The following is an 18762-nucleotide window of genomic DNA, read 5'->3' as shown; positions in this document are numbered from 1 at the left end:
TATATGCCATACAGCGCCTGCAGCGCGGCGATGCCCCTTAATCCGTCGAGAATCTCGAAATGCTGTTTTGTCTGCAGGATGGTTGCGGTGGTTTTGTTCGAATCCATTGAATGTATGTAAGGCCCCTTTATTCTGGCAGCAGTTCTTCAATATGTTATTTGACCCTGAACAGGTTAATCGTGTAGTCCAATAATGCTTTGTTCCCATATTCCCCGTGCCCGGGCACAATAATTTTCACATCCGGGTAGTGGTCTTTCACTTTTTCAACCGTGCCTGACCAGGCGGCAACATTTGCATCACCCAGGAAACCTTTGCCGGCATTCAGTTCTTTGATCAGACAACCTCCAAACAGGACGTTTTCGCCGGGGAAATATCCGACGATATTATCCCTGGTATGCCCTTCTCCGAAGAACTTCGCAATCACTGTTTCATGGCCTACTTTCAGGATAAGCGAGTCCGGGAAGCTGTTTTTTGGGGTGATAAAATTGTTTTCTTTGGCGAGTTCTATCGTTTTGACATATGCGTAAGATGGAATGCCCTGGTCGTCAAATGCCTTGAGGCCACCTAAACAATCATGGTGGAAGTGGGTCGGGATAATTGCGTTTATCCTGCAATGCAGCGACTGTTTTATCCATTTGATGAGCTCTTCCGAAATTTTATCGTTGGTTGGCGTATCAAAAACAATGGCTTCCTGGCTGTTTCTGACGATCAGGCCGTTACAGGGAACGTTCCCGAAATCCTGCGTCTGTAAAAAAGAAGTATGCTCAAAGGCGTTTTCGGAAATCTGGGTAACAATCAGGTTATCGGATTTGTAAACCACTTTGGCTTTGAATGCGTCTTTTTGTTGAGCCCTGCAATTTAAAATCGAAACAGTGAATAAGGTTATCAATAGAATTTTTATGGCGACTTTCATATTGTTTGTTGTTTTCAGAATTTTAGCGTACACCCGGGTAATGGCAATGCGAATTTGACAGTTATACTTGTTTGAGAACGGTAAATTTACAAAAAACATATAGTAACATGTGCAGAAATTGGTTCGTATTGGATGCACCGTATAAATCTTCGTATCCGCAGATGTATCGGGCTTAAAGGGATTTTACAAAAGCCGTATCTTCGTCAGCGCCAATCGTCCAACGATGGCAAACCAATATTTTCCGGCAATGGACCAGATTCGAAAGTATTTTGAAACATTAACGCCGATCAGTGACCATGACTGGCAGTTTTTTGCTTCCAGGCTTACACGGCAGGAATTTCCCAGGAAAGCCATGTTGTTAAAAACAGGGCAAACAGAAGATTACCTCTCGTTTATTGAAAAAGGGATCGTCCGGTTTTATATCCCCAAAGATGAGCAGGAAGTCACCTTTTCCTTTTCCTTTGCCAATGAATTTGTAAGCGGGTACGACTCCTTCCTGAGGCGAACGCCGTCCGTATACTGTATGGAAACGATTACGGAAACCACGCTCTGGCGTTTAACCTACGCGGATTTGCAGGTTATTTATGATCGGACGGACGTCGGGGACGCGATTGGCCGGAACGCCAGCGAGGGGCTTTATATGGAAGGGCTAAGGCGGGAGATTTCGCTGCTGACCGACACGGCGGAACAGCGATACCTGAAACTGATCGAGGAACAACCGCGGTTAATGCAGCAAATCCCCCTGAAATATATCGCCTCATACATCGGGATTACTCCACAGGCGTTAAGCCGGATACGCAAGCGCATTTATTAACCCTGGTTCATTGTTTGCTCCGGCGTTTCGGCTCATCTTTGCAAAAAAGAAAGAAATGCCGGAAAGTATTTTACCTGTCGTTTTCCTCATTGCGTTACTGGTCATGAGAATATTATACAAGGAATATAGATTCGCCCTTTCGGGCAGGATGGCAATGGCGGCCATGCTGGTGGCAACGGGCGTTGCGCACTTTGTGTTTACCAAAGGTATGTCGATGATGCTGCCCGATTTTGTGCCTTTCAGGACTCCGTTGGTATACGCCACCGGGGTGCTGGAAATATTGGCCGCGGTTGGGCTCCTGTTGCCCAGGTACGCAAAATTGACGGGGTGGCTGCTGATCGCTTTTTTTGTGCTGTTGCTTCCCGCAAACATTTACGCCACGATGCACCACGTCAATCTTGAAAGCGCGACCCTTGACGGGGATGGGCCGGGTTACCTGTGGTACAGAATTCCCTTGCAGGCAGTCTTTATCGGCTGGACTTACCTTTCCTGCATAAAACCTTCCATCATTAACGCGCGGCTTTTCACACAAAAAGATCACAGGTATATCGAGGTGAATGAAAGCAGGTGATCGTCTGTTTGACCCAATGGCAAAGCTCCGGCTAATCCTTAATGGATATATGTATGCGGGACCGGGGCGTGGGGTGCCATATGCTAGCCCAGCAAGCCGCTTAATACGTCATTGATAAAAGGAATGAAGCCTTCCGGTCCCGAAGCCCTGTCTTTCATGTGAACGGAAGTGGTGTCGCTGGCGCTGAATATGTACCGGATAATTTGCAATCTTGTTTCCAGCTCAATTCCTGCGCCCATGATCACGATATCAATATTGTTGTGATGCTGGAGAAAAACGGCCTCTACTTCCGTCTGGTTGGAGGCCGCAAACAGTGCAATATTTTTTATAGTTATTTTGTCTGCTGACGGAACATTGGTTAGCAGAAGGCCGACAAGCAGCACTCTTCTCATTTCGGTTCATTTTATTGAGATGATGAAGGAAGTCGCCCGCCATCGCATGGCGGGCAGTCCCGTAAAAAAAAGCAATACTGTTTTTTATTGTTTTAAATACGTTATCGGCGGGCCAACTCTTTCAAAGCCGTGTTCTTTTCTAAGATTATCTCGTTCCGCCTCTGTCATTTTAGCGGCTACGCCTTCACTGAGCTTCTTGAAATATTCTTCCATTTTACCGGCAGGTTGATGACAGATGATCAGCTTTGCCAATCCTGGCCCTACCTTTGCAAAGGTATGCGGTACTTTCCGCGGGCCAAATATCAGGTCGCCGGGCCTGGCGGTATAAGTGGTCTCCCCGACCCGCACAAGGAATTCGCCCTCTAAAATATACCACCATTCATCGGTGTCGTAGTGCGTATGCAGTATGGGGCCTCCTTCATTTATGCGTGTCGATTCAAAAACATACATGCCTCCATCTGTGTCGCTGCCTGATACTTTGGTATAAAAGGTATCACCGGCAAAAGGGGTCGTGCTTTTATTAAAGCGGTCTTTTCCCGCATCCACTTTGAAGCCTTTGTCGTCGCGGATTTCTTTTCTGACTCTTGCATAAATACTGAGCGGAGCGGTAAGAAGGGCACCCATGGCGAGGCCCAGCTTTAAAAAGGAGTTGCGTTTCATAAAGGAAGTTTTGATTCTGGATAATTCAATATGATAGTGATCTGACCTTTAGGCTTTCTTTTCTTCAATGATATTGTCGCGTTTCTACTGAAGTTTTTTGGTGGTTATCTTTGAAAACACTGGCAATTATTGCACTGTTGATCAATTCTTCAAAAGATTGAGTTGTCGTGTACATGCTTTGTCGGCAAGGTATATTACCATTAATTTTTTCAGGAAAATGGAAAGCATACAATCTTTCCTGGTATTTGGAGCCGCTTTGGGGAACGTATATTAACGCGTAAGTCCTGAGATTTGAGATTTAAATATGATTAAAAATACGAATAAATTGTGCTCATATGTTTCATCCCATTCCAATGAGCAGTAAATTACGAAAAAGGCGGAAGATGAAAAAAAATTGATGCGCCGGATGTTGTGCTTCTTCCGCCATTGGCCGGTGGGCCCTTTTTGATGATGTTGGCCATTGTTTCCCGGGAGACGATAGTCGCAAACGGCCCCCTTATTGCCGCGAATGCCCCTGATGCGGTCAATCCTTCCGTTTTACCTTTGGCTAAGCATTCACCTAACTGCATACAAACATGAACAGCATCAACACTACCATCGCCGGGCTTGAACTGGCCCAGATCGGCTGGGTGGTCCCGGACATTCACGCTGCGGTCAAGTTCCTTACGAATGCCCTGGGTATAGCGGGTTTCCCCGAACCGGAACACGTGCGCGCGCGGGATCTGGGGATGACCTACTACGGCCTGCCGGCGGCCGGGGAATGGCTGACCACCCAGACCTACAACGGGGGCACATTCATCGAGCTGGTGCAGCCGCTTTCCGGGCAAAGCATGTTCCACGACTATCTCGCCAAGTATCCCGCGGGCGGCACACAACACCTTGCCTTCCGTTTGCCGGTCAGCGATTTCGAACGGGTCACCGGCGATCTGCGCGGCCAGGGGTATGCGGTCATCAGCGAAGTAGACCACCCGATCGCGCGGATGGTTTTCTTTGACACCTACCAGACGCTCGGCGTTGTGACCGAAATCATGGGCATCACGCCGGAAGGGTGGAAGGCGATCGAACAGATGAAGGGCGGGTGAGGATTGGTTTATCCGGTCTGAGGCCAGCGCTCCGCCGGATACCATCGAGGGTGTCTGACGGCCTTGACTTATGGATAGTTTTGAGGACTTGTATTTATGCTCCCTTTTTCACGTAATAACAGCGGTGAAAAAAAGATTTATCCGTGATCGTCGCAGCAGCTTTCCGGTCATAAAAAAGATACAGGCGGAGGACCATCTTTGTTGGCGTCAACCGTTCGATTTTCACAAAGTGCCTGTCGGCCAGGAAAAAACTGCTGTCCTTTTTGTTGTATTGTAATTTTTCACGCAATCCGTCGTCATTGGTAAGCCACCCGTCCTTTGAAATTTTCAGGTGGTAGCCATTATGGCTCTGCATCACGGTTTTTATTTTACTGGAATATGGCTTCCCGTCGCTACGTACCCTGACCGTACCTCTCCAGTTGCCGTACAGATCTTTCGGGATATCCTGGGATGAGGCGAAATGCCCAAGCAATACGAATGGGATAAAGAAAATAGCTTTCAGCATGCGTTTATAAGCAAATGTTAAACAAATGATGACGGGGATTCTTCAGCGGGCCCGTTACTTGATCTTTAATTCAGGGACAAGCGGATCCGTTTCCACCAGTTCCAGTTCCCTGACCATATGCGCAGTCCCGTTTTTATACTTCAAAAAGTGCGTGGTTTTCAGATGCGCCTGATACGCCTCTTCTGTGGCATAGATTTCCAGGATTGTGAGGTGGGTCGGTCTTTCCTTTTCAAAGACCGCATATAGTGTCAGTACGCCGGCCTCCTTTGCTATGGATGCTTCGATCTCTTCTTTCAGGAGCGTTTTATAGTTTTCCAGCTGCGCAGAATCAACCACGATCTTTGCAAGCCGGACCTTTCCCGGCTTTTGAGGGGCTTTGGCGGCATTGCAGGCGGCCAGCATGATGGCGATGCCGCTAACGATCAGGAAATGAAAGATGCCTTTTGGCTGAACCATATGAAAGCACATTTTACTTGTGACAGGATGTTCTTCCCCTGGTACAATGTTACAAAGTTTTAGCCTCATTCAGCTGCCATATTTCAGAAACCTGCATATCATTTCCCCTCTTCTTTTACCGGCTCCGCCAGCGGGTGAACATAACTTTCTTTACATTCCGGCGTAAGCGCTGTACAGCTTCTGTCAGGGGTACGGCGCATTTATAATACGCTGTTATATCTTTGTGCCCTAAAACAACGGACGATGCGGCTCATTTTACCCTTCATCCTGATGGCCGGCTGCTATGGCTGCGGGATTTTTAAACCCAGTGCAAAATATCAGTTCTCGGACGGTTACTATAATGCCAGCGGCACTGGCAACATGCGAAAGGTATACATTCACAATGATGACGATCTGATACGGGCTTATCCTGTCTCAAAGGTGGCGGCCCGAAAGCACGTGGATACCATGCAGGCGCGTGCGCTCGTTTATGGGAACGTAGCGCCCGGCAGCCTGAGCCAATCGCCTGTTTTCACCAAAGGGAGCTTCGACATCGATTTTCTTACCGTTCCCATTAAATACCGCTTCCCGGCAGAAGGCGTCACCAGGCAGCTGAATGCCAATCTCAACGGCGGGCTGTACCTCGGGTATCGAAAAGACTTTTACATACTGCGCTACAACGTAAGCCCCATCGGCATTTCCAAAAGAACGATCACGCACCTGGGATTTTCCGTTGGCACCTATATGGGGTTCGGCAATACTTTTGTCAGTCCGCATGTAACGTCCGGGGCCGTTCAATCGGAGTACGACGGCGTTGTGTTCAACAGGGGGATTGCTGCCATTGCCGCTTTGAACCAGTTTACCGCCGGCGTCGCAATCGGATGGGACAGGCTCATGGATGGCAACCACGGCAGCTGGGTTTATAACAACAGGCCCTGGTTGGGCCTTGTGTTTGGGTTGAACCTGAACTGACGGCTTGTGGATGTTGTAAACCTGCGTCGTCCACAAATGGGATTGATATCGGCCAGCTCTATCCGTCCTATGTGTCATGAACGCAGTCCTGGATTGTTTAAGAGGCCCCGGTTAAATTCGTTATATTGGTATAACAATCCCTTTGCCATGGGTGAAACCTTTCTTTTCGTAATCATTTGCGGAGTTTTCTACGGTCTTCATTGGATGATCAGTCGTTTTTGGGGTCTGAAGGCTGATTATTTCGTATTTCTCGGGCTGGCAGGTAGTTTATTGCTGATCAGCCTGTTTGTTCCATTGAGCTCGGCCATGACGATCCCGCTTGCACTGGCCATCCTGTTTTTTATTGCGCTGGTAGCCTGCTGGCATAAGCGGGAAAAAGATCAGAAACGGCGTGAGATCGCAGCCCGCCACCCGGAAAGGGCCCACCGCATTCCAGGGTACAATGAAATCCAGGAAGACTGGTTTCATATCTTGCTTGTGATTTTAAGCCTAACGGCGTTCGTTGTATGCCTGGCGATTGTTGTATTTGTATTGCCCTATTCAAAGATCATTATGAGCTCCGGTAGCAGCGTAGTTCCTTAAAAACTGCCGGCTTTATTATTCCTTCACTCCGTGACAGGCGAAGCAACAACGAACCTCGCAATTGGATGGGGCGCACTCCCTGACCGCCATCGCCACCCTCATACTATTCTAACAAATGTTTGTTACATTAGCACGGAATAATTCACGTTTCAAACATGCACCATGTCTCGTCCCGATCCGAAGTTTAACGACGCCCCGGCCACGGTGGCGCATTTGGAATATGAGCAGCTCGTACGGGAACATACCGGCAGATTATTGGGCATTGCCTATGGCAAACTGGGCAACCGCGACGATGCGGCCGATATTGTGCAGGAGCTGATGATCGACATTTGGGTGAAAAGAGAAAAGTTATCCATTAAAGGCTCGGTGGCGGCCTATCTCAATACCGCCCTCAAGAACAGGATATTGAATCATCTGTCGAAAACGGACCTCCACCAGCGGACCGTCGAAAAAATGACGCTGGGCATCAGGGCGGTACAATCTCCCGTACTGGACCTGCTGGTGGAAAAAGAGCTCAATACCAGCCTTTCGGCCATCATATCGGAACTGCCGGAGAACATGCAAAAGATTTTCGCGCTGCGGAACGAGGACTATACCCTGAAAGAAATTGCCCAGGCTTTGGGGCTGGCCGAACAGACGGTAAAAGGCTACAGCATGGAGATGTACCGCAGGATCAGGCAGGCCCTGAAACAACGGCACCCCGACATTCACCATTCCCTCTGCATTACCGTATTTTGCCTGCTCACCAAAGGGTAGCCACATTTTTTTTTGCTTTCCTGCATACTTTTCCCCCCTGCCGCTTGTCTTAGTCCTGTAAAACGGGAAGACAGTGGAAAATCACCAGCTGCAGAAACTCATACAGAAATACCGGAACGGTACCGCCACACCGGCGGAACGGTTCGTGGTGGAGTTATGGTACCAGTCGCTGGAGGAGGCCCCGGCCGACGAACCAACGGCCATCAGCGAAGCGTTCATATCCGAAGTAGAAACCAGGATATTGTCCGGAACGGTCCGGGCTGCCGCCGCGCCGAAGGTGAGGCGCCTGCCGTGGCGCTGGGTGGCTGCCGCCGTGCTGCTGCCTGCGCTGATCTTTACCTGGTACCAGTGGTCGAAAAAGGAAGCGGTTGTGCAACCCGCGGAATTTTTGGCGGGCCCCGTTATACGGACGTTTAAAACCGGCCCGATGGAACAGCAGCGCGTTGTGCTGCCCGATAGTACGGTGGTGGTGCTGAATGCGAATACGGAGCTGCGTGTGCTGGCGGATTATACGCGCAACGCGAGAAAGGTGGCGCTGCAGGGCGAGGCTTTTTTTGACGTGCGGAAAGACCCGCTGCGACCGTTTGTTATCGAAGGGGGCGACCTGGATATCCGTGTGCTGGGCACCAGTTTTAATGTGCAGGCATACCCCGCTGTAAAGAGCACCAAAGTAGCCGTGCATACGGGCATGGTGCGTGTTTCCCTGAAAGAGAAAATACTGTCTGCATTGAAGCCCGGTGAGGAGCTGAAATTTGACCGGCGGACGGGCGGCTACAACCTCGGGGCTGTTGCCGATAACCACGGCAATTCGTGGATGACGGGTGTGGTTGTGCTGGACCAGTCCAGCTTCCAGGAGCTGAGCCAAACCATGTACAACATGTACGGCTGGAGGTTGGTGACCGGCGATGCCGGTTTGCTCAAAGACCGTTACAACATTACGTTCCGGAAGTCCATTCCCGGGGGGGAAATGCTGCAGCAGATACTGCGGCTCACCGGGAAAAAGTACACCGTCAAAAAAGAAGACAGATCGCGTATAGTGCTGTATTAACCAAAACAAGAGGGGCCGCATGATGCGGCCCGGTCATAGATGTGAATGATCCGGAGGAAAGCTGCCGGCGCTTTTCCGGTGGATCCGTTTACGCCGTCTTTACCGTTTCGTCAAACAATTTAAAGTCAACAAATGCTACTCTTCAGACCCGCGAAAAAATCACGGAGGCCGGGATGGCCTTATGCGTTGCCTATGGTGCTGGCATTCGCGCTCTGCCTGCTCACGGCGGTTCCCGCCAATGCTCAATCCGCCGGGAAACCGCTGCATCTCACCTACAATAACACCACGATACACGAGGTATTGGTAGACCTGCAAAAGAAAACAGGGGTGGATATCGCTTTTACCGAAAAGCTGGGGCTCAAACACCGGAAGATCGATCAGCTGGTGATCAGGGGCGAATCCCTGGAAAGCGTGCTGCACAGGCTGCTGGATCCGCTTGACGTGAAGATATTGAAAGGGAACAACGGCCTCACGCTGGTAAAAAAGGAACAGGCGAAAGAACAGGAATCGCTTACGGGTAAAATCGTGTCGGCCGACGGCGCCGGCATTCCCGGCGCAAGCATACGGCTGAAGAAAAGCAATATCTCCACCGTATCGGGCGCGGACGGCGCCTTCCGCATAGCCGCTCCCACGGGAGAAGACACCCTGACCGTCAGTTTTATCGGGTACGCCACGAAGGAGGTGGCGGTAGCCCCTGCATCCGCCGACCTCACGGTGACGCTGGCGGAAGGGAAGGCCGTTGCCCTGGGGGATGTGGTGGTGGTAGGATACGGCAAACAGAAGAAAACAAACCTGACGGGCTCGGTGGAAGTGATCGACGGCGCCCGCCTCCGGAACCGGCCGGTGATGAACGTGAGCCAGGCCATGCAGGGCACGGTATCGGGCGTGCAGTTCAACTACGGCGCCATGGGTTACGAGCCGGGCGCCAAAATGGGCATACAGATACGCGGCCAGGGCGCGCCCTTCGTGCTGATCGACGGTACGCAGGGAGATCTGAACGATGTGGATCCGAACGACATCGAGAGCATCTCCGTATTGAAAGATGCGGCCGCGTCCGCCATTTACGGCGCCCGCGCGCCTTACGGCGTTGTGCTGATCACCACCAAATCGGGCGCGCTGGGGAAAAAGGTGCAGGTGAATTTTTCCGCCAACGGGGCGGTATCCACACCCATCGACAAGCCCCATATGCTCGACGCATACACGTTCGTAAAAGCGATGAACGAAATGCACGATAATCAGGGCGTGGCCCGTTTGTTTACGGAAGAAACGATCGACCGGATCATCGCCTATATGAAAGACCCCGGCGGCCCGCAAACGATCCCCGACCCGGGTAATCCCAAGAACTGGGGCACCTACCTGCTTTCCAACGGGAACAACGACTGGATGGACATTCACTTCGGCAACGGGCATCGTAACCAGCAGAATTTATCGGTCAGCGGGGGCGGGGAGAACCTGGCGTATTTTATTTCCGCCGGGCATACCTACGAAAAAGGCATCCTTAAATTCGGGCAGGACGACTACAGGCGCGTCAACCTGAACTCCAAGCTGGATGTGAAACTTACCGACTGGTGGAAGTTTACCTCCAACACCCGCCTGATGCAGTCGCAACGGAATAAACCCGGCGTTGACGGCACTTATTCGCTGGCGCTGCACCACGTGCTCCGCACGCATCCCAACCAGTGGCTGAAATCTCCCAACGGCCACTACTCCAACCTTTCCCGCATACCGGCGATGCTGGCCGCTACCGATGAAACGGTGGGCCGGGAACTGACGCAGCGTTTCGCCACGGTATTCACGCCGGTGAAAAACTGGGAGATCAATGCGGACTATTCTGTGGATTTGCCCTACAGCGATTATGAAAAAGTTTTTCTGACGGCGTACGAAGACATGGTGGACGGTTCGATGTCGGCCATACAATCCACCGTGCCCTCTTACATCTCCAAGGAAAAAACGAACAGCGTATACAGTTCCTTCAACCTTTACACCAGCTATAAATACGATTTGCTCACAGACCATCATCTGTCGCTGATGGCGGGCTACCAGCAGGAATCGAATAGAAGCGACGCGCTGGGTGGTTTGAAACGCTCGTTGCTGGCGCCTTCCGTACCGTCCATGACAACGGCCATCGGGGAAATGCAGGTGTATGACGCGATGAGCCACTGGGCCACACAGGGGTATTTTGCACGGTTCAACTACAGCTACCGCGATAAATACCTGCTCGAAGTGAACGGCCGGTACGACGGCACGTCCATCTTCGCCCGCAGCAAACGCTGGGGTTTCTTCCCGTCATTGTCCGCCGGCTGGAATATCGACCGGGAGCAATTCTGGGAACAGGTAAGCCCCTACGTGAACGCCATGAAGATCAGGGCATCGTGGGGGAGGCTGGGCAATCAGCGCGTGGCCGCCTACCAGGACCTGCCGCTGTTGAACATCCAGCCCAACCTGAACTGGATCGTGAGCGGCAACCGGCCGGCATATACCACCGGCCCCAACCTCATCAACCCGGAGCTTACCTGGGAATCGTCCGAGTCGCTCGATCTCGGCATTGAAATGAGCTTTTTGAAACAGCGCCTGAGCATGGTGCTCGATATCTACCAGCGGATGACGTTCGACCGTCTCGGCCCCGCCAAAGCGCTGCCTGCGGTGCTGGGCGCAACCGTCCCCAGGGAAAACAACTCGGAACTGAGAACGCGGGGCTGGGACCTGTCGCTGGCCTGGAAAGACAAGGTGGGCGGTTTCTCCTACGGCATCAGCGCCCTTGTGTCCGACTACCGTTCCGTCGTAACCAAATACAATAACCCGACCGGGATACTGACCACCGAATATGTCGGTAAAACCATGGGGGAGATATGGGGATATGAAACGGTTGGCCTCATCGGCACGAAAGAAGATGCGGACCGTATCAACAGCACCAAATCCCAGAATTTTATCAGCGCACAGGTGTGGCGCACGGGAGATGTGGAGTACCGCGACCTTAACGGCGACGGGAAGATCAACCAGGGGATGGGGACCGTTACCGATCCCGGCGACCTGAAGGTGATCGGCAACACCACGCCGCGTTACCAGTATTCGCTGACCCTGAACGCCGGTTACAGGAACTTCGACGTGTCGGTTTTTTTCCAGGGCGTGGGGAAACGCGATTACTGGCTGAGCGGAAATATGTTCTGGGGCTTTAACGCCTGGAACCAGAGCTCTTTGTTCCCGCATCACCTGGATTACTACCGCGATGCGGAAGCCGGCAAATATTCAGGGCTGGGCGTCAATACCGGCGCATATTACCCGCGGCCCTACAGCGATAATGCCCAATACCGGAAAAACCAGCAGGCGCAGACGCGCTACCTGCAAAGCGGGGCCTATATCAGGCTGAAGAATTTGCAGATCGGCTACGCTCTTCCGAAAACATGGGCAAGGAAAGCGGGCCTCCAGAAAACAAGGCTTTTCCTGTCAGGAGAAAACCTCTGGACGCGTACGTCCATTACCAAAGGGTTTGATCCGGAAACGGCCCTGCTGGGCGAATACGGCAACGGTAAAAACCTGTTCGTACAGGCGGTGTTCGCTGCCGGCATCAATGTTTCATTCTAAACCCGTAACGCTGAAAAATCATGAAAGCAAAAGCATATGTATACTGGGCCGCGTTGCTGTTAACGACGGGAATCACGTCCTCCTGTAAAAAAGATTACCTCGAAAGGAAACCGCTCACCCAGGTATCGAACGACGAATACTGGAAAACCGCGGACGACCTCGACAAATATGTGCTCCAGTTTTACACCACGTTCCCCGTGATCGAGTCTGTGGGCTCGTATACCGGCCTGACCAGCTGGGATGCCGTACGCGGCGCGGATACGCAGATATCCGGCACCGCCAGCACCATGTGGAACGGCGCGCGCGCGCCCGTCACTTCCGGCGGTAACTGGACGTGGACCGATATCCGCAACGTCAATACCTTTTTCGAGAACTACCGCAAGTGTAAAGATCCGTTTGAAAGATACCAGCAGTATGTCGGCGAAGCGCATTTTTTCAAGGCCAAATTGTATTTCGACAAAGTGCTGGCTTATGGCGATGTGCCCTGGTACGACAAACCGCTGGGCATGGACTCGGATGAGCTCTACAAAGCGCGGGACGTCCGCACGGCAGTGGTGGATTCCATCCTGTCGAACCTCGACCAGGCCATCGTTTACCTGGCTTCCCTGAAAACCTTGCCCGGCGGTTCGAACCGGTTGAGCAAGGAAGCGGCGCTGCTGTTTAAATCGAGGGTGGCGCTCTTCGAAGGCAGCTGGCAGAAATATCACAAAGGCACCGAGTTTGCAACACCGGGCGCCGACCACGACAAATACTTCCGCATAGCCAGGCAGGCGGCGGAGGAACTGATGAAACCGGCCTACAAAACAGGCATATACACCAGCGCGGGGCCCGGTGAAGATTACAACAGGATGTTCTCGCTGACCGACCAGGGCGGCAATCCGGAGGTGCTGCTGTGGAAGAAGTTCGACCGTACCCTGAACATGGGGCACAGCTACCAGATCTACGTGTCTGACCGCACGGCGGGCATTGCCGTGACGATGGGGCAGGTAGAGCATTATCTCGATAAAAACGGCGCTCCTTACGATTACATGACCCTGTCGAAAACGGTGAAAGGCAGCAAGTTCCTGGCAAGGATCGCGCAGGACTGCGATCCCCGCCTGTCGCAGCTCATCTGGATACCCAACATGGTGATGTGGGACAACAGTTACGGGAAGGGCGTGTTCAGCAAACCGTTCCTCGACAAGTCGGGCGAGTACCTGAACAACACCGGCTTCCAGATCAGGAAAGGCAACGACCCCAAAGATCCGCAGGCGGGGAGCGGCGTGGCCTGGAACACCAACAGCATCACCGCGTCCATCGTTTTCCGCTATGCCGAGGTACTGCTCAACTATGCGGAAGCCACCGCGGAGCTGGGCGAGGCGGTGGACTACAACAGGTCCATCAATCTCCTGCGCCGGCGGTCGGGCATGCCGGACTTCAGGGTAAACCCCGATCCTTACCGGAGCCGCTATGCGGATTACGGTTATCCGTTATCCGACGAGCTGCATGAAATACGCCGCGAGAGAACGGTGGAACTGGCCGCCGAAGGTTTCCGCTACGACGATCTCAGGCGCTGGGCCGCACATAAACTGATGGCAGGCAAAAGACCGAAGGGGTATCCCCTCGACCTGACCGAGTGGACGGGCCAGAAAATCAACTACCAGGTAGATGCCGACGGCCTGATCGACCCGTTTGTAAAGCAACTCCCCACCGGATACCGTTTCAATGCCCGGCGCGACTACCTGGAGTGCATCCCCACCAATGAAATCACGCTGAACAAAAACCTTAAACAGAATCCCGGATGGTAAAACAATTTTCCCGCCACATACTCGCGCTCTTTTTTCTTTTTATCAGTTTACAATCCGCCGCGCAGACGACGGCGCCGGCTGTCCGTTTCGGCGTCATCGCGGATATTCAGTATGCCGACCAGCCCGACCGCGGCACGCGTTACTACAGGCGCTCCCTGCAGAAAATGGACAGCTGCGTCGCCGATCTGAACAACGAACAACTCGCTTTCAGCGCCGTGTTCGGCGACCTGGTGGACCAGGGGCCGAAAGACCTGGGGCCCGTGATGGCACAACTCAAACGGCTGAAAGCCGGATTCCGTAATGTGCTGGGCAACCACGATTTTGTAGGCGTATCCGACCGCGATGCGTTGTTCAGGCAGTTTGAGATGCCCGCGCCCTATTATGCGTTTGAAAAAGGCGGCTGGATGTTTATCGTGTTAAATACCAACGAGGTGTCCGGTTACGGCGCCAATGAAGGTGCTCCCGTACGAAAGGAATGGGAGGCGCAGATAGACGGTCTGAAAAAAGCGGGGAGGAAAAACATGCAGCCCTGGAATGGCGGCGTTAGCCGGCGCCAGCTTTCCTGGCTGGAGCAGCAGCTCGCGAAGGCGAAGAAAAAGAAGGAGAACGTGCTGGTGTTCACCCATCACCCCCTGTTTCCCGAAAGCGGCTATGAAACCCTGAACAACCGCGCCGTGCTTGCTATCCTGGAAAAATTCCCCAACGTGAAAGGCATATTATCCGGCCATCATCACACCGGTGGTTTCGCCTATTACAACAGGATACCCGCCGTAACCCTTGAAGGCATGATCGAAACACCGGATCAGAACGCTTACGGCGTGGTGGAGCTGTACCCCGACAAAATAGTGCTGACGGGGCGGGGGCGGATGTCGTCAAGAACTTTATTGTTCAATTCAAAATAAAACCCAAAATGAAACAAACAGGAAAACTGCAAGCTACGCTGCTGGCGATGATGCTTTTTGCCGGCGCGGCCGTCACCAGCTGCTCCAAACAATCCGGACCCGACGGTACCGCTCCGGCGCCGGAAAAACTATCCACCGTGGGGGCACAGACCACCACGGGCCCTATAGTGGCCGCACACAGGGCCAATAACCTGCTGAAGGTAGACGAGATCATCGCTGCCGGCATCAAAAGCATGGAAGTAGACATTTTCGTGGGCACGCGGAATAACCAGCCCGCCCTGCTGATCGGCCACGAAGCCGCCACCGCCACGGGCCAGAGCCTGGAAGAGTATTTTGCGAACCTTCACCAGAAAATGCCGGATTTTGAGTTCCTGTGGCTGGATTGCAAAGATCTGAACAGCACCGCCAACGAGCAGCTGTTTATGGCCACCCTCAATAAAATGGACAGCATGTATGCCATCAAGAGCCGCGTACTGGTGGAAAGCAGGTATATACCCTACCTGGTAAGTTTCAAGCAGCAGAGCTGGCTGGTAAGTTACTACTGCAACTGGCAGGATGTATACGGCAAAACCCCCAAACAGCAAACGAAAGCCATGGACGCCATGTACAGCGATATGATCACTTATGGTATCGACGGCATCAGTTACGATGCGGCGGTGAATACACCGATGAAAAATTACTTTACGGGCAAAACCGTGGGAACGCAGCCCGTGAAAATGTATTCCTGGGCGCTGGCAAGGTACTACGGTGAGCCTGACCTGGCCAATAAACTGGCTGTTTACAGCAACCTCGGCGTGCTGTTGATCACGTTTCAGAGCAACAACAATTCGTAATAAAAAAGCGTCTTAACCCCATACACCGGCCCCGGAAAAGCTTCCGGGGCTTTTGTATGTTATTTCCCGAACGGCGGGGCAGCAGGTTGCTCCGCTCCGTTGTGTCAAATCCCCGTTTGACGGGCGCCGTTTCCCTTCCGGTAGAAAAGAAGCTGGCAAACTGCCTTGTGCCACCACCCCGGCACGGAGAAAGACGAACCTACAACGAAGCTACAACGAACCTACAACGAACCTTCCCTTTGGAGCGTAGGTTCGTTATTCCCCTAGTGTAGGTTCGTTGTAGCTTCGTCTTTTGCCCTCAGAATCTCCACTCAGATCAAATCTCTGTCCATTCGTGCACAATTTCCGGCCCGGGGGGGCGGTCATGACGGGCATGGGCGATTTTGTCCATATTCTGCACTCATGCACATTTTCCGGCAGGAGGAGCGGTGTCCGGCAACGTTTATCCCCGCCGTACGACCGCCGCGACCATTTCAGGGAACTCAACATCGCAGCGGGGATATTCATCAGCGCAAACGGGCATTTCAGATAATATTCCGCCCCGGTGTGCCTATTCGCGGTAAATTTATACTGTGAAGGAGCGAAGAAGGCTATTACACTGTGCAGGTACAATCGTGTCGACGATAGACAGATCATGCGTGCGCTCCGTAAATTGTAACGCTTGTAAAATAACGCGGGATAAACCGGGGCTATTAAAAATCATCGCATCATGAAAGAACTGATCATCAACAAAGATTACGAAGGAATAAAAAGGGCGCTTTCTCAAAACCCTTCCCTGGCCAATGAGGGCATTCTTTTCGATGAAAAGAACACAACCAAAGCCCATCCGCTGCACCGGATCTGCGACGGCGTATTTGCCCATGCCTATACCGATCAGGAAGCGGTTGAAATGGCCCGCATATTTCTGGCGCACGGGGCCAACGTGAACGGTAACGCACAGGCCGAAAAGCAGGATACCCCGCTGATTGCGGCGGCCAGCCTGCATGCGGAGGAAGTCGGTATCCTGTACATAGAAAACGGCGCGGATATTCACCATGCAGGGTGTCATGGCGGCACCGCCCTGCACTGGGCCGCATGGGTTGGCAGGGACAAGCTGGTGGAGAGGCTGCTTCGGGAAAAGGCGGACGTTCATCAACGATGCATCGATTTTAAAGGCACTCCGCTCTTATGGGCCGTTCATGGGTTCAAACACGGAGGGGCGGAAAACAGGCTTCGCCAGGTGGAATGCGCCCGGCTGCTGATTGCAGCAGGGGCCGATAAAACCGTTACGAATATCGATGGCACCACGCTGTTGGGTTTCCTTGATGAACAGGATACGGCAATGATCGACCTGTTACGATAGTGCGGCACTGAACGGCCTTCTCGCATGAAATAGCCGGCACTTCCTGCCGGGGCGCGGCTGGCGGTGCAACGCGGCGCAAACTTCTCCTTTAATTAGGCGGTTCTCTTCGCCATGGGAACATTCCCTCGCGCTGGGAACATTCCCAATAAAAAAATCACCGCTCTTTCTTTGTGGGCACCTGCCTTTTTGTGTTACTTGTTTCCATAAGCATTCCACACATGAAAAGAACTGTCCACGTTATCCTCTATGTACTATTCGTGTCCAATTGTTTCGCGCAATCCTTTATCCCGGGAAATTTTGTGGTGCTGAGAATCGGTTCGGGGGCAGACACCCTCACGGCCGGTGTGGCGCAACCTGTTTTCCTGGATGAATACAATCCCTGCGGCGACCTGGTACGAAGCATCGCCATGCCCGTAACTGTTTCGGGCGATCACAAAAGGCTCACACTGCCCATTTCAACAACCGATTACACCGAGGGGTATCTCAGCCGTTCGCAGGACGGGAGCAAACTGGCGCTCGCGGGTTACGATGCGGACCCCGGCACCACGGGCGTATCGTCCATTTCTTCCACTACCGTGAAAAGAGTGGTTGGAGTGGTGAATACAGACGGTACGGTGAATACCAGCACCGCGTTAAGCGCGTTCAGCGGCCAGGCGGTGCGGGCGGCGGTGATCGACGGCTCGGGCATCTGGGTGAGCGGCGGCTCCGGTGGTATCATGTATACCACGCCGGGCGGCACCTCCCACGTGCAGCTCACCAATGCCACGGCGCGCTCGCTCGTGGTATCCAACGGGCAGCTGTACGCCTCTTCCACTTCCGGCTCTTACCGGCTCACCACCGTGGGCACCGGGCTGCCTGTTACGGCGGGGCAAACCATGGTGAACCTGCCCGGCCTTCCGGCCACGGGGAGCCCGTATCAGTTCCTGATCGTTAACGCGGGCAGCGGGTCCGATGTGCTGTACCTCGCGCACGATAACCTGCTGCGGAAGTATTCCCTCTCAGGCGGCGCATGGGTGAGCAACGGGGCCATCGGCGTGGCGTCGGATAAATACCGCGCCGTTACCGGCACACTGCATACCAACGGAACGGTGCTGCTGTACGCCATCCGGAGAAACGACAACGCCACCGCTGCCGGCGGGGAAATCGTGACGCTGACCGACAGCACCGGGTATAACAGCGACTTTTCAGCCGCAGTGCCCACCGTGATCGTCAGGGCCAACGAACAGAACGTATTCCGGTCTGTCGTGATGGCGCCGGAAGGAGTGGCGGTCAATACGCTGGCACGTAAAGGCGATACGGATTCCATCAGCCTGAAACTGTCGCCCAACGGGGCGAGAGAGAACGTGGTGGTAACCTTCAATACAACGCAGCTGTCCAACCCGTCTATCGTGCTCACGAACGCCGCGGGGCAGGTTGTACGGCGGATTGCGCCGGCTTCGATACAGGCGGGCAAGGTGACCATCAACGTGCAGGGGCTGGCCAAAGGCGTGTATTATGTGACGCTGAACGACGGTAAAAAACAGACCACCAAAAAGTTGCTGGTACTGTAATAATCCGGCAGGCCTATTCAAATCATAAAATAACAA

18 protein-coding genes are annotated in these 18762 nt (G+C 53.0%); 13 read left to right on the top strand and 5 right to left on the bottom strand.

The window, feature by feature from the left end:
- Positions 1 to 154 precede the first annotated feature (154 nt).
- Positions 155 to 913: a subclass B1 metallo-beta-lactamase gene (bla, locus tag EGT74_RS03070; protein WP_123846813.1), complete on the bottom strand. Its 759-nt coding sequence runs from the start codon at positions 911 to 913 to the stop codon at positions 155 to 157.
- Between the two features lie 223 nt (positions 914 to 1136).
- Between bla and EGT74_RS03065 the strand changes: the two genes are divergently transcribed.
- Both EGT74_RS03065 and EGT74_RS03060 read left to right on the top strand, forming a co-directional pair.
- A complete protein-coding gene (locus tag EGT74_RS03065) occupies positions 1137 to 1727 on the top strand; it encodes a Crp/Fnr family transcriptional regulator (RefSeq protein WP_246008108.1) in 591 nt (196 codons plus the stop codon).
- A gap of 55 nt (positions 1728 to 1782) precedes the next feature.
- On the top strand, positions 1783 to 2298 hold the full coding sequence (locus EGT74_RS03060; RefSeq protein WP_123845065.1) for a DoxX family protein: 516 nt from the start codon (positions 1783 to 1785) through the stop codon (positions 2296 to 2298).
- A gap of 83 nt (positions 2299 to 2381) precedes the next feature.
- Here EGT74_RS03060 and EGT74_RS03055 read toward each other — a convergent pair whose 3' ends face one another.
- Entirely contained in the window at positions 2382 to 2690 is a 309-nt protein-coding gene (locus EGT74_RS03055) for a hypothetical protein (protein WP_123845064.1), read from the bottom strand.
- 84 nt (positions 2691 to 2774) lie between these two features.
- Entirely contained in the window at positions 2775 to 3350 is a 576-nt protein-coding gene (locus EGT74_RS03050) for a cupin domain-containing protein (protein WP_123845063.1), read from the bottom strand.
- A gap of 575 nt (positions 3351 to 3925) precedes the next feature.
- On the opposite strand from EGT74_RS03050, the gene EGT74_RS03045 reads away from it, so the two are divergent.
- Positions 3926 to 4432, top strand: a complete 507-nt coding sequence (locus tag EGT74_RS03045) for a VOC family protein (RefSeq protein ID WP_123845062.1) — start codon at positions 3926 to 3928, stop codon at positions 4430 to 4432.
- Between the two features lie 94 nt (positions 4433 to 4526).
- Here EGT74_RS03045 and EGT74_RS03040 read toward each other — a convergent pair whose 3' ends face one another.
- Together EGT74_RS03040 and EGT74_RS03035 are read right to left on the bottom strand one after the other, a co-directional pair.
- Positions 4527 to 4937, bottom strand: a complete 411-nt coding sequence (locus tag EGT74_RS03040) for a hypothetical protein (RefSeq protein ID WP_123845061.1) — start codon at positions 4935 to 4937, stop codon at positions 4527 to 4529.
- A 54-nt stretch (positions 4938 to 4991) separates the two neighbouring features.
- Positions 4992 to 5393: a putative quinol monooxygenase gene (locus EGT74_RS03035; protein WP_181954727.1), complete on the bottom strand. Its 402-nt coding sequence runs from the start codon at positions 5391 to 5393 to the stop codon at positions 4992 to 4994.
- A 243-nt stretch (positions 5394 to 5636) separates the two neighbouring features.
- Here EGT74_RS03035 and EGT74_RS03030 point away from each other — a divergent pair, with 243 nt between their 5' ends.
- The 10 genes from EGT74_RS03030 (at position 5637) to EGT74_RS02985 (ending at position 18726) form a co-directional block, all read left to right on the top strand.
- On the top strand, positions 5637 to 6344 hold the full coding sequence (locus EGT74_RS03030; RefSeq protein ID WP_123845059.1) for a hypothetical protein: 708 nt from the start codon (positions 5637 to 5639) through the stop codon (positions 6342 to 6344).
- 147 nt (positions 6345 to 6491) lie between these two features.
- Positions 6492 to 6926 carry a hypothetical protein gene (locus EGT74_RS03025; RefSeq protein WP_123845058.1) on the top strand — a complete coding sequence of 145 codons (435 nt, stop codon included), beginning with the start codon at positions 6492 to 6494 and terminating at the stop codon, positions 6924 to 6926.
- Between the two features lie 162 nt (positions 6927 to 7088).
- Positions 7089 to 7682, top strand: a complete 594-nt coding sequence (locus tag EGT74_RS03020; protein ID WP_123845057.1) for an RNA polymerase sigma factor — start codon at positions 7089 to 7091, stop codon at positions 7680 to 7682.
- A 73-nt stretch (positions 7683 to 7755) separates the two neighbouring features.
- Entirely contained in the window at positions 7756 to 8730 is a 975-nt protein-coding gene (locus EGT74_RS03015; protein WP_123845056.1) for a FecR family protein, read from the top strand.
- A gap of 192 nt (positions 8731 to 8922) precedes the next feature.
- On the top strand, positions 8923 to 12312 hold the full coding sequence (locus EGT74_RS03010) for a SusC/RagA family TonB-linked outer membrane protein (RefSeq protein ID WP_158617977.1): 3390 nt from the start codon (positions 8923 to 8925) through the stop codon (positions 12310 to 12312).
- A gap of 20 nt (positions 12313 to 12332) precedes the next feature.
- A complete protein-coding gene (locus tag EGT74_RS03005; protein ID WP_123845054.1) occupies positions 12333 to 14099 on the top strand; it encodes a RagB/SusD family nutrient uptake outer membrane protein in 1767 nt (588 codons plus the stop codon).
- Complete coding sequence (locus EGT74_RS03000) at positions 14093 to 15001, top strand: metallophosphoesterase (RefSeq protein WP_123845053.1); 909 nt, start codon at positions 14093 to 14095, stop codon at positions 14999 to 15001. The genes EGT74_RS03005 and EGT74_RS03000 overlap by 7 nt, the downstream gene beginning before the upstream one ends.
- Positions 15002 to 15009: 8 nt before the next feature.
- On the top strand, positions 15010 to 15834 hold the full coding sequence (locus tag EGT74_RS02995) for a hypothetical protein (RefSeq protein WP_123845052.1): 825 nt from the start codon (positions 15010 to 15012) through the stop codon (positions 15832 to 15834).
- Positions 15835 to 16543: 709 nt separating this feature from the next.
- The gene (locus EGT74_RS02990; RefSeq protein WP_123845051.1) at positions 16544 to 17176 is read left to right on the top strand and encodes an ankyrin repeat domain-containing protein; all 633 of its coding nucleotides are present in this window, start codon (positions 16544 to 16546) and stop codon (positions 17174 to 17176) included.
- Positions 17177 to 17394: 218 nt separating this feature from the next.
- Positions 17395 to 18726, top strand: a complete 1332-nt coding sequence (locus EGT74_RS02985) for a T9SS type A sorting domain-containing protein (RefSeq protein ID WP_123845050.1) — start codon at positions 17395 to 17397, stop codon at positions 18724 to 18726.
- Positions 18727 to 18762: the final 36 nt, after the last annotated feature.

The organism is Chitinophaga lutea, from assembly GCF_003813775.1.
In the GTDB taxonomy this organism is placed as follows: domain Bacteria; phylum Bacteroidota; class Bacteroidia; order Chitinophagales; family Chitinophagaceae; genus Chitinophaga; species Chitinophaga lutea.
Note: the sequence above shows the minus strand (reverse complement) of the source record. Positions and strands in the feature narration are given on the sequence as shown.

Bases quoted from the DNA above. Each gene is read 5' to 3' on its own strand.
- EGT74_RS03030 (WP_123845059.1), top strand. From the start codon at position 5,637: ATGCGGCTCATTTTACCCTTCATCCTGATGGCCGGCTGCTATGGCTGC.
- EGT74_RS03005 (WP_123845054.1), top strand. From the start codon at position 12,333: ATGAAAGCAAAAGCATATGTATACTGGGCCGCGTTGCTGTTAACGACG.
- EGT74_RS03000 (WP_123845053.1), top strand. From the start codon at position 14,093: ATGGTAAAACAATTTTCCCGCCACATACTCGCGCTCTTTTTTCTTTTT.
- bla (WP_123846813.1), bottom strand. From the start codon at position 913: ATGAAAGTCGCCATAAAAATTCTATTGATAACCTTATTCACTGTTTCG.
- EGT74_RS03040 (WP_123845061.1), bottom strand. From the start codon at position 4,937: ATGCTGAAAGCTATTTTCTTTATCCCATTCGTATTGCTTGGGCATTTC.
- EGT74_RS03025 (WP_123845058.1), top strand. From the start codon at position 6,492: ATGGGTGAAACCTTTCTTTTCGTAATCATTTGCGGAGTTTTCTACGGT.
- EGT74_RS02990 (WP_123845051.1), top strand. From the start codon at position 16,544: ATGAAAGAACTGATCATCAACAAAGATTACGAAGGAATAAAAAGGGCG.
- EGT74_RS03020 (WP_123845057.1), top strand. From the start codon at position 7,089: ATGTCTCGTCCCGATCCGAAGTTTAACGACGCCCCGGCCACGGTGGCG.
- EGT74_RS02995 (WP_123845052.1), top strand. From the start codon at position 15,010: ATGAAACAAACAGGAAAACTGCAAGCTACGCTGCTGGCGATGATGCTT.
- EGT74_RS03010 (WP_158617977.1), top strand. From the start codon at position 8,923: ATGGTGCTGGCATTCGCGCTCTGCCTGCTCACGGCGGTTCCCGCCAAT.
- EGT74_RS03060 (WP_123845065.1), top strand. From the start codon at position 1,783: ATGCCGGAAAGTATTTTACCTGTCGTTTTCCTCATTGCGTTACTGGTC.
- EGT74_RS03035 (WP_181954727.1), bottom strand. From the start codon at position 5,393: ATGGTTCAGCCAAAAGGCATCTTTCATTTCCTGATCGTTAGCGGCATC.
- EGT74_RS02985 (WP_123845050.1), top strand. From the start codon at position 17,395: ATGAAAAGAACTGTCCACGTTATCCTCTATGTACTATTCGTGTCCAAT.
- EGT74_RS03055 (WP_123845064.1), bottom strand. From the start codon at position 2,690: ATGAGAAGAGTGCTGCTTGTCGGCCTTCTGCTAACCAATGTTCCGTCA.
- EGT74_RS03050 (WP_123845063.1), bottom strand. From the start codon at position 3,350: ATGAAACGCAACTCCTTTTTAAAGCTGGGCCTCGCCATGGGTGCCCTT.
- EGT74_RS03065 (WP_246008108.1), top strand. From the start codon at position 1,137: ATGGCAAACCAATATTTTCCGGCAATGGACCAGATTCGAAAGTATTTT.
- EGT74_RS03045 (WP_123845062.1), top strand. From the start codon at position 3,926: ATGAACAGCATCAACACTACCATCGCCGGGCTTGAACTGGCCCAGATC.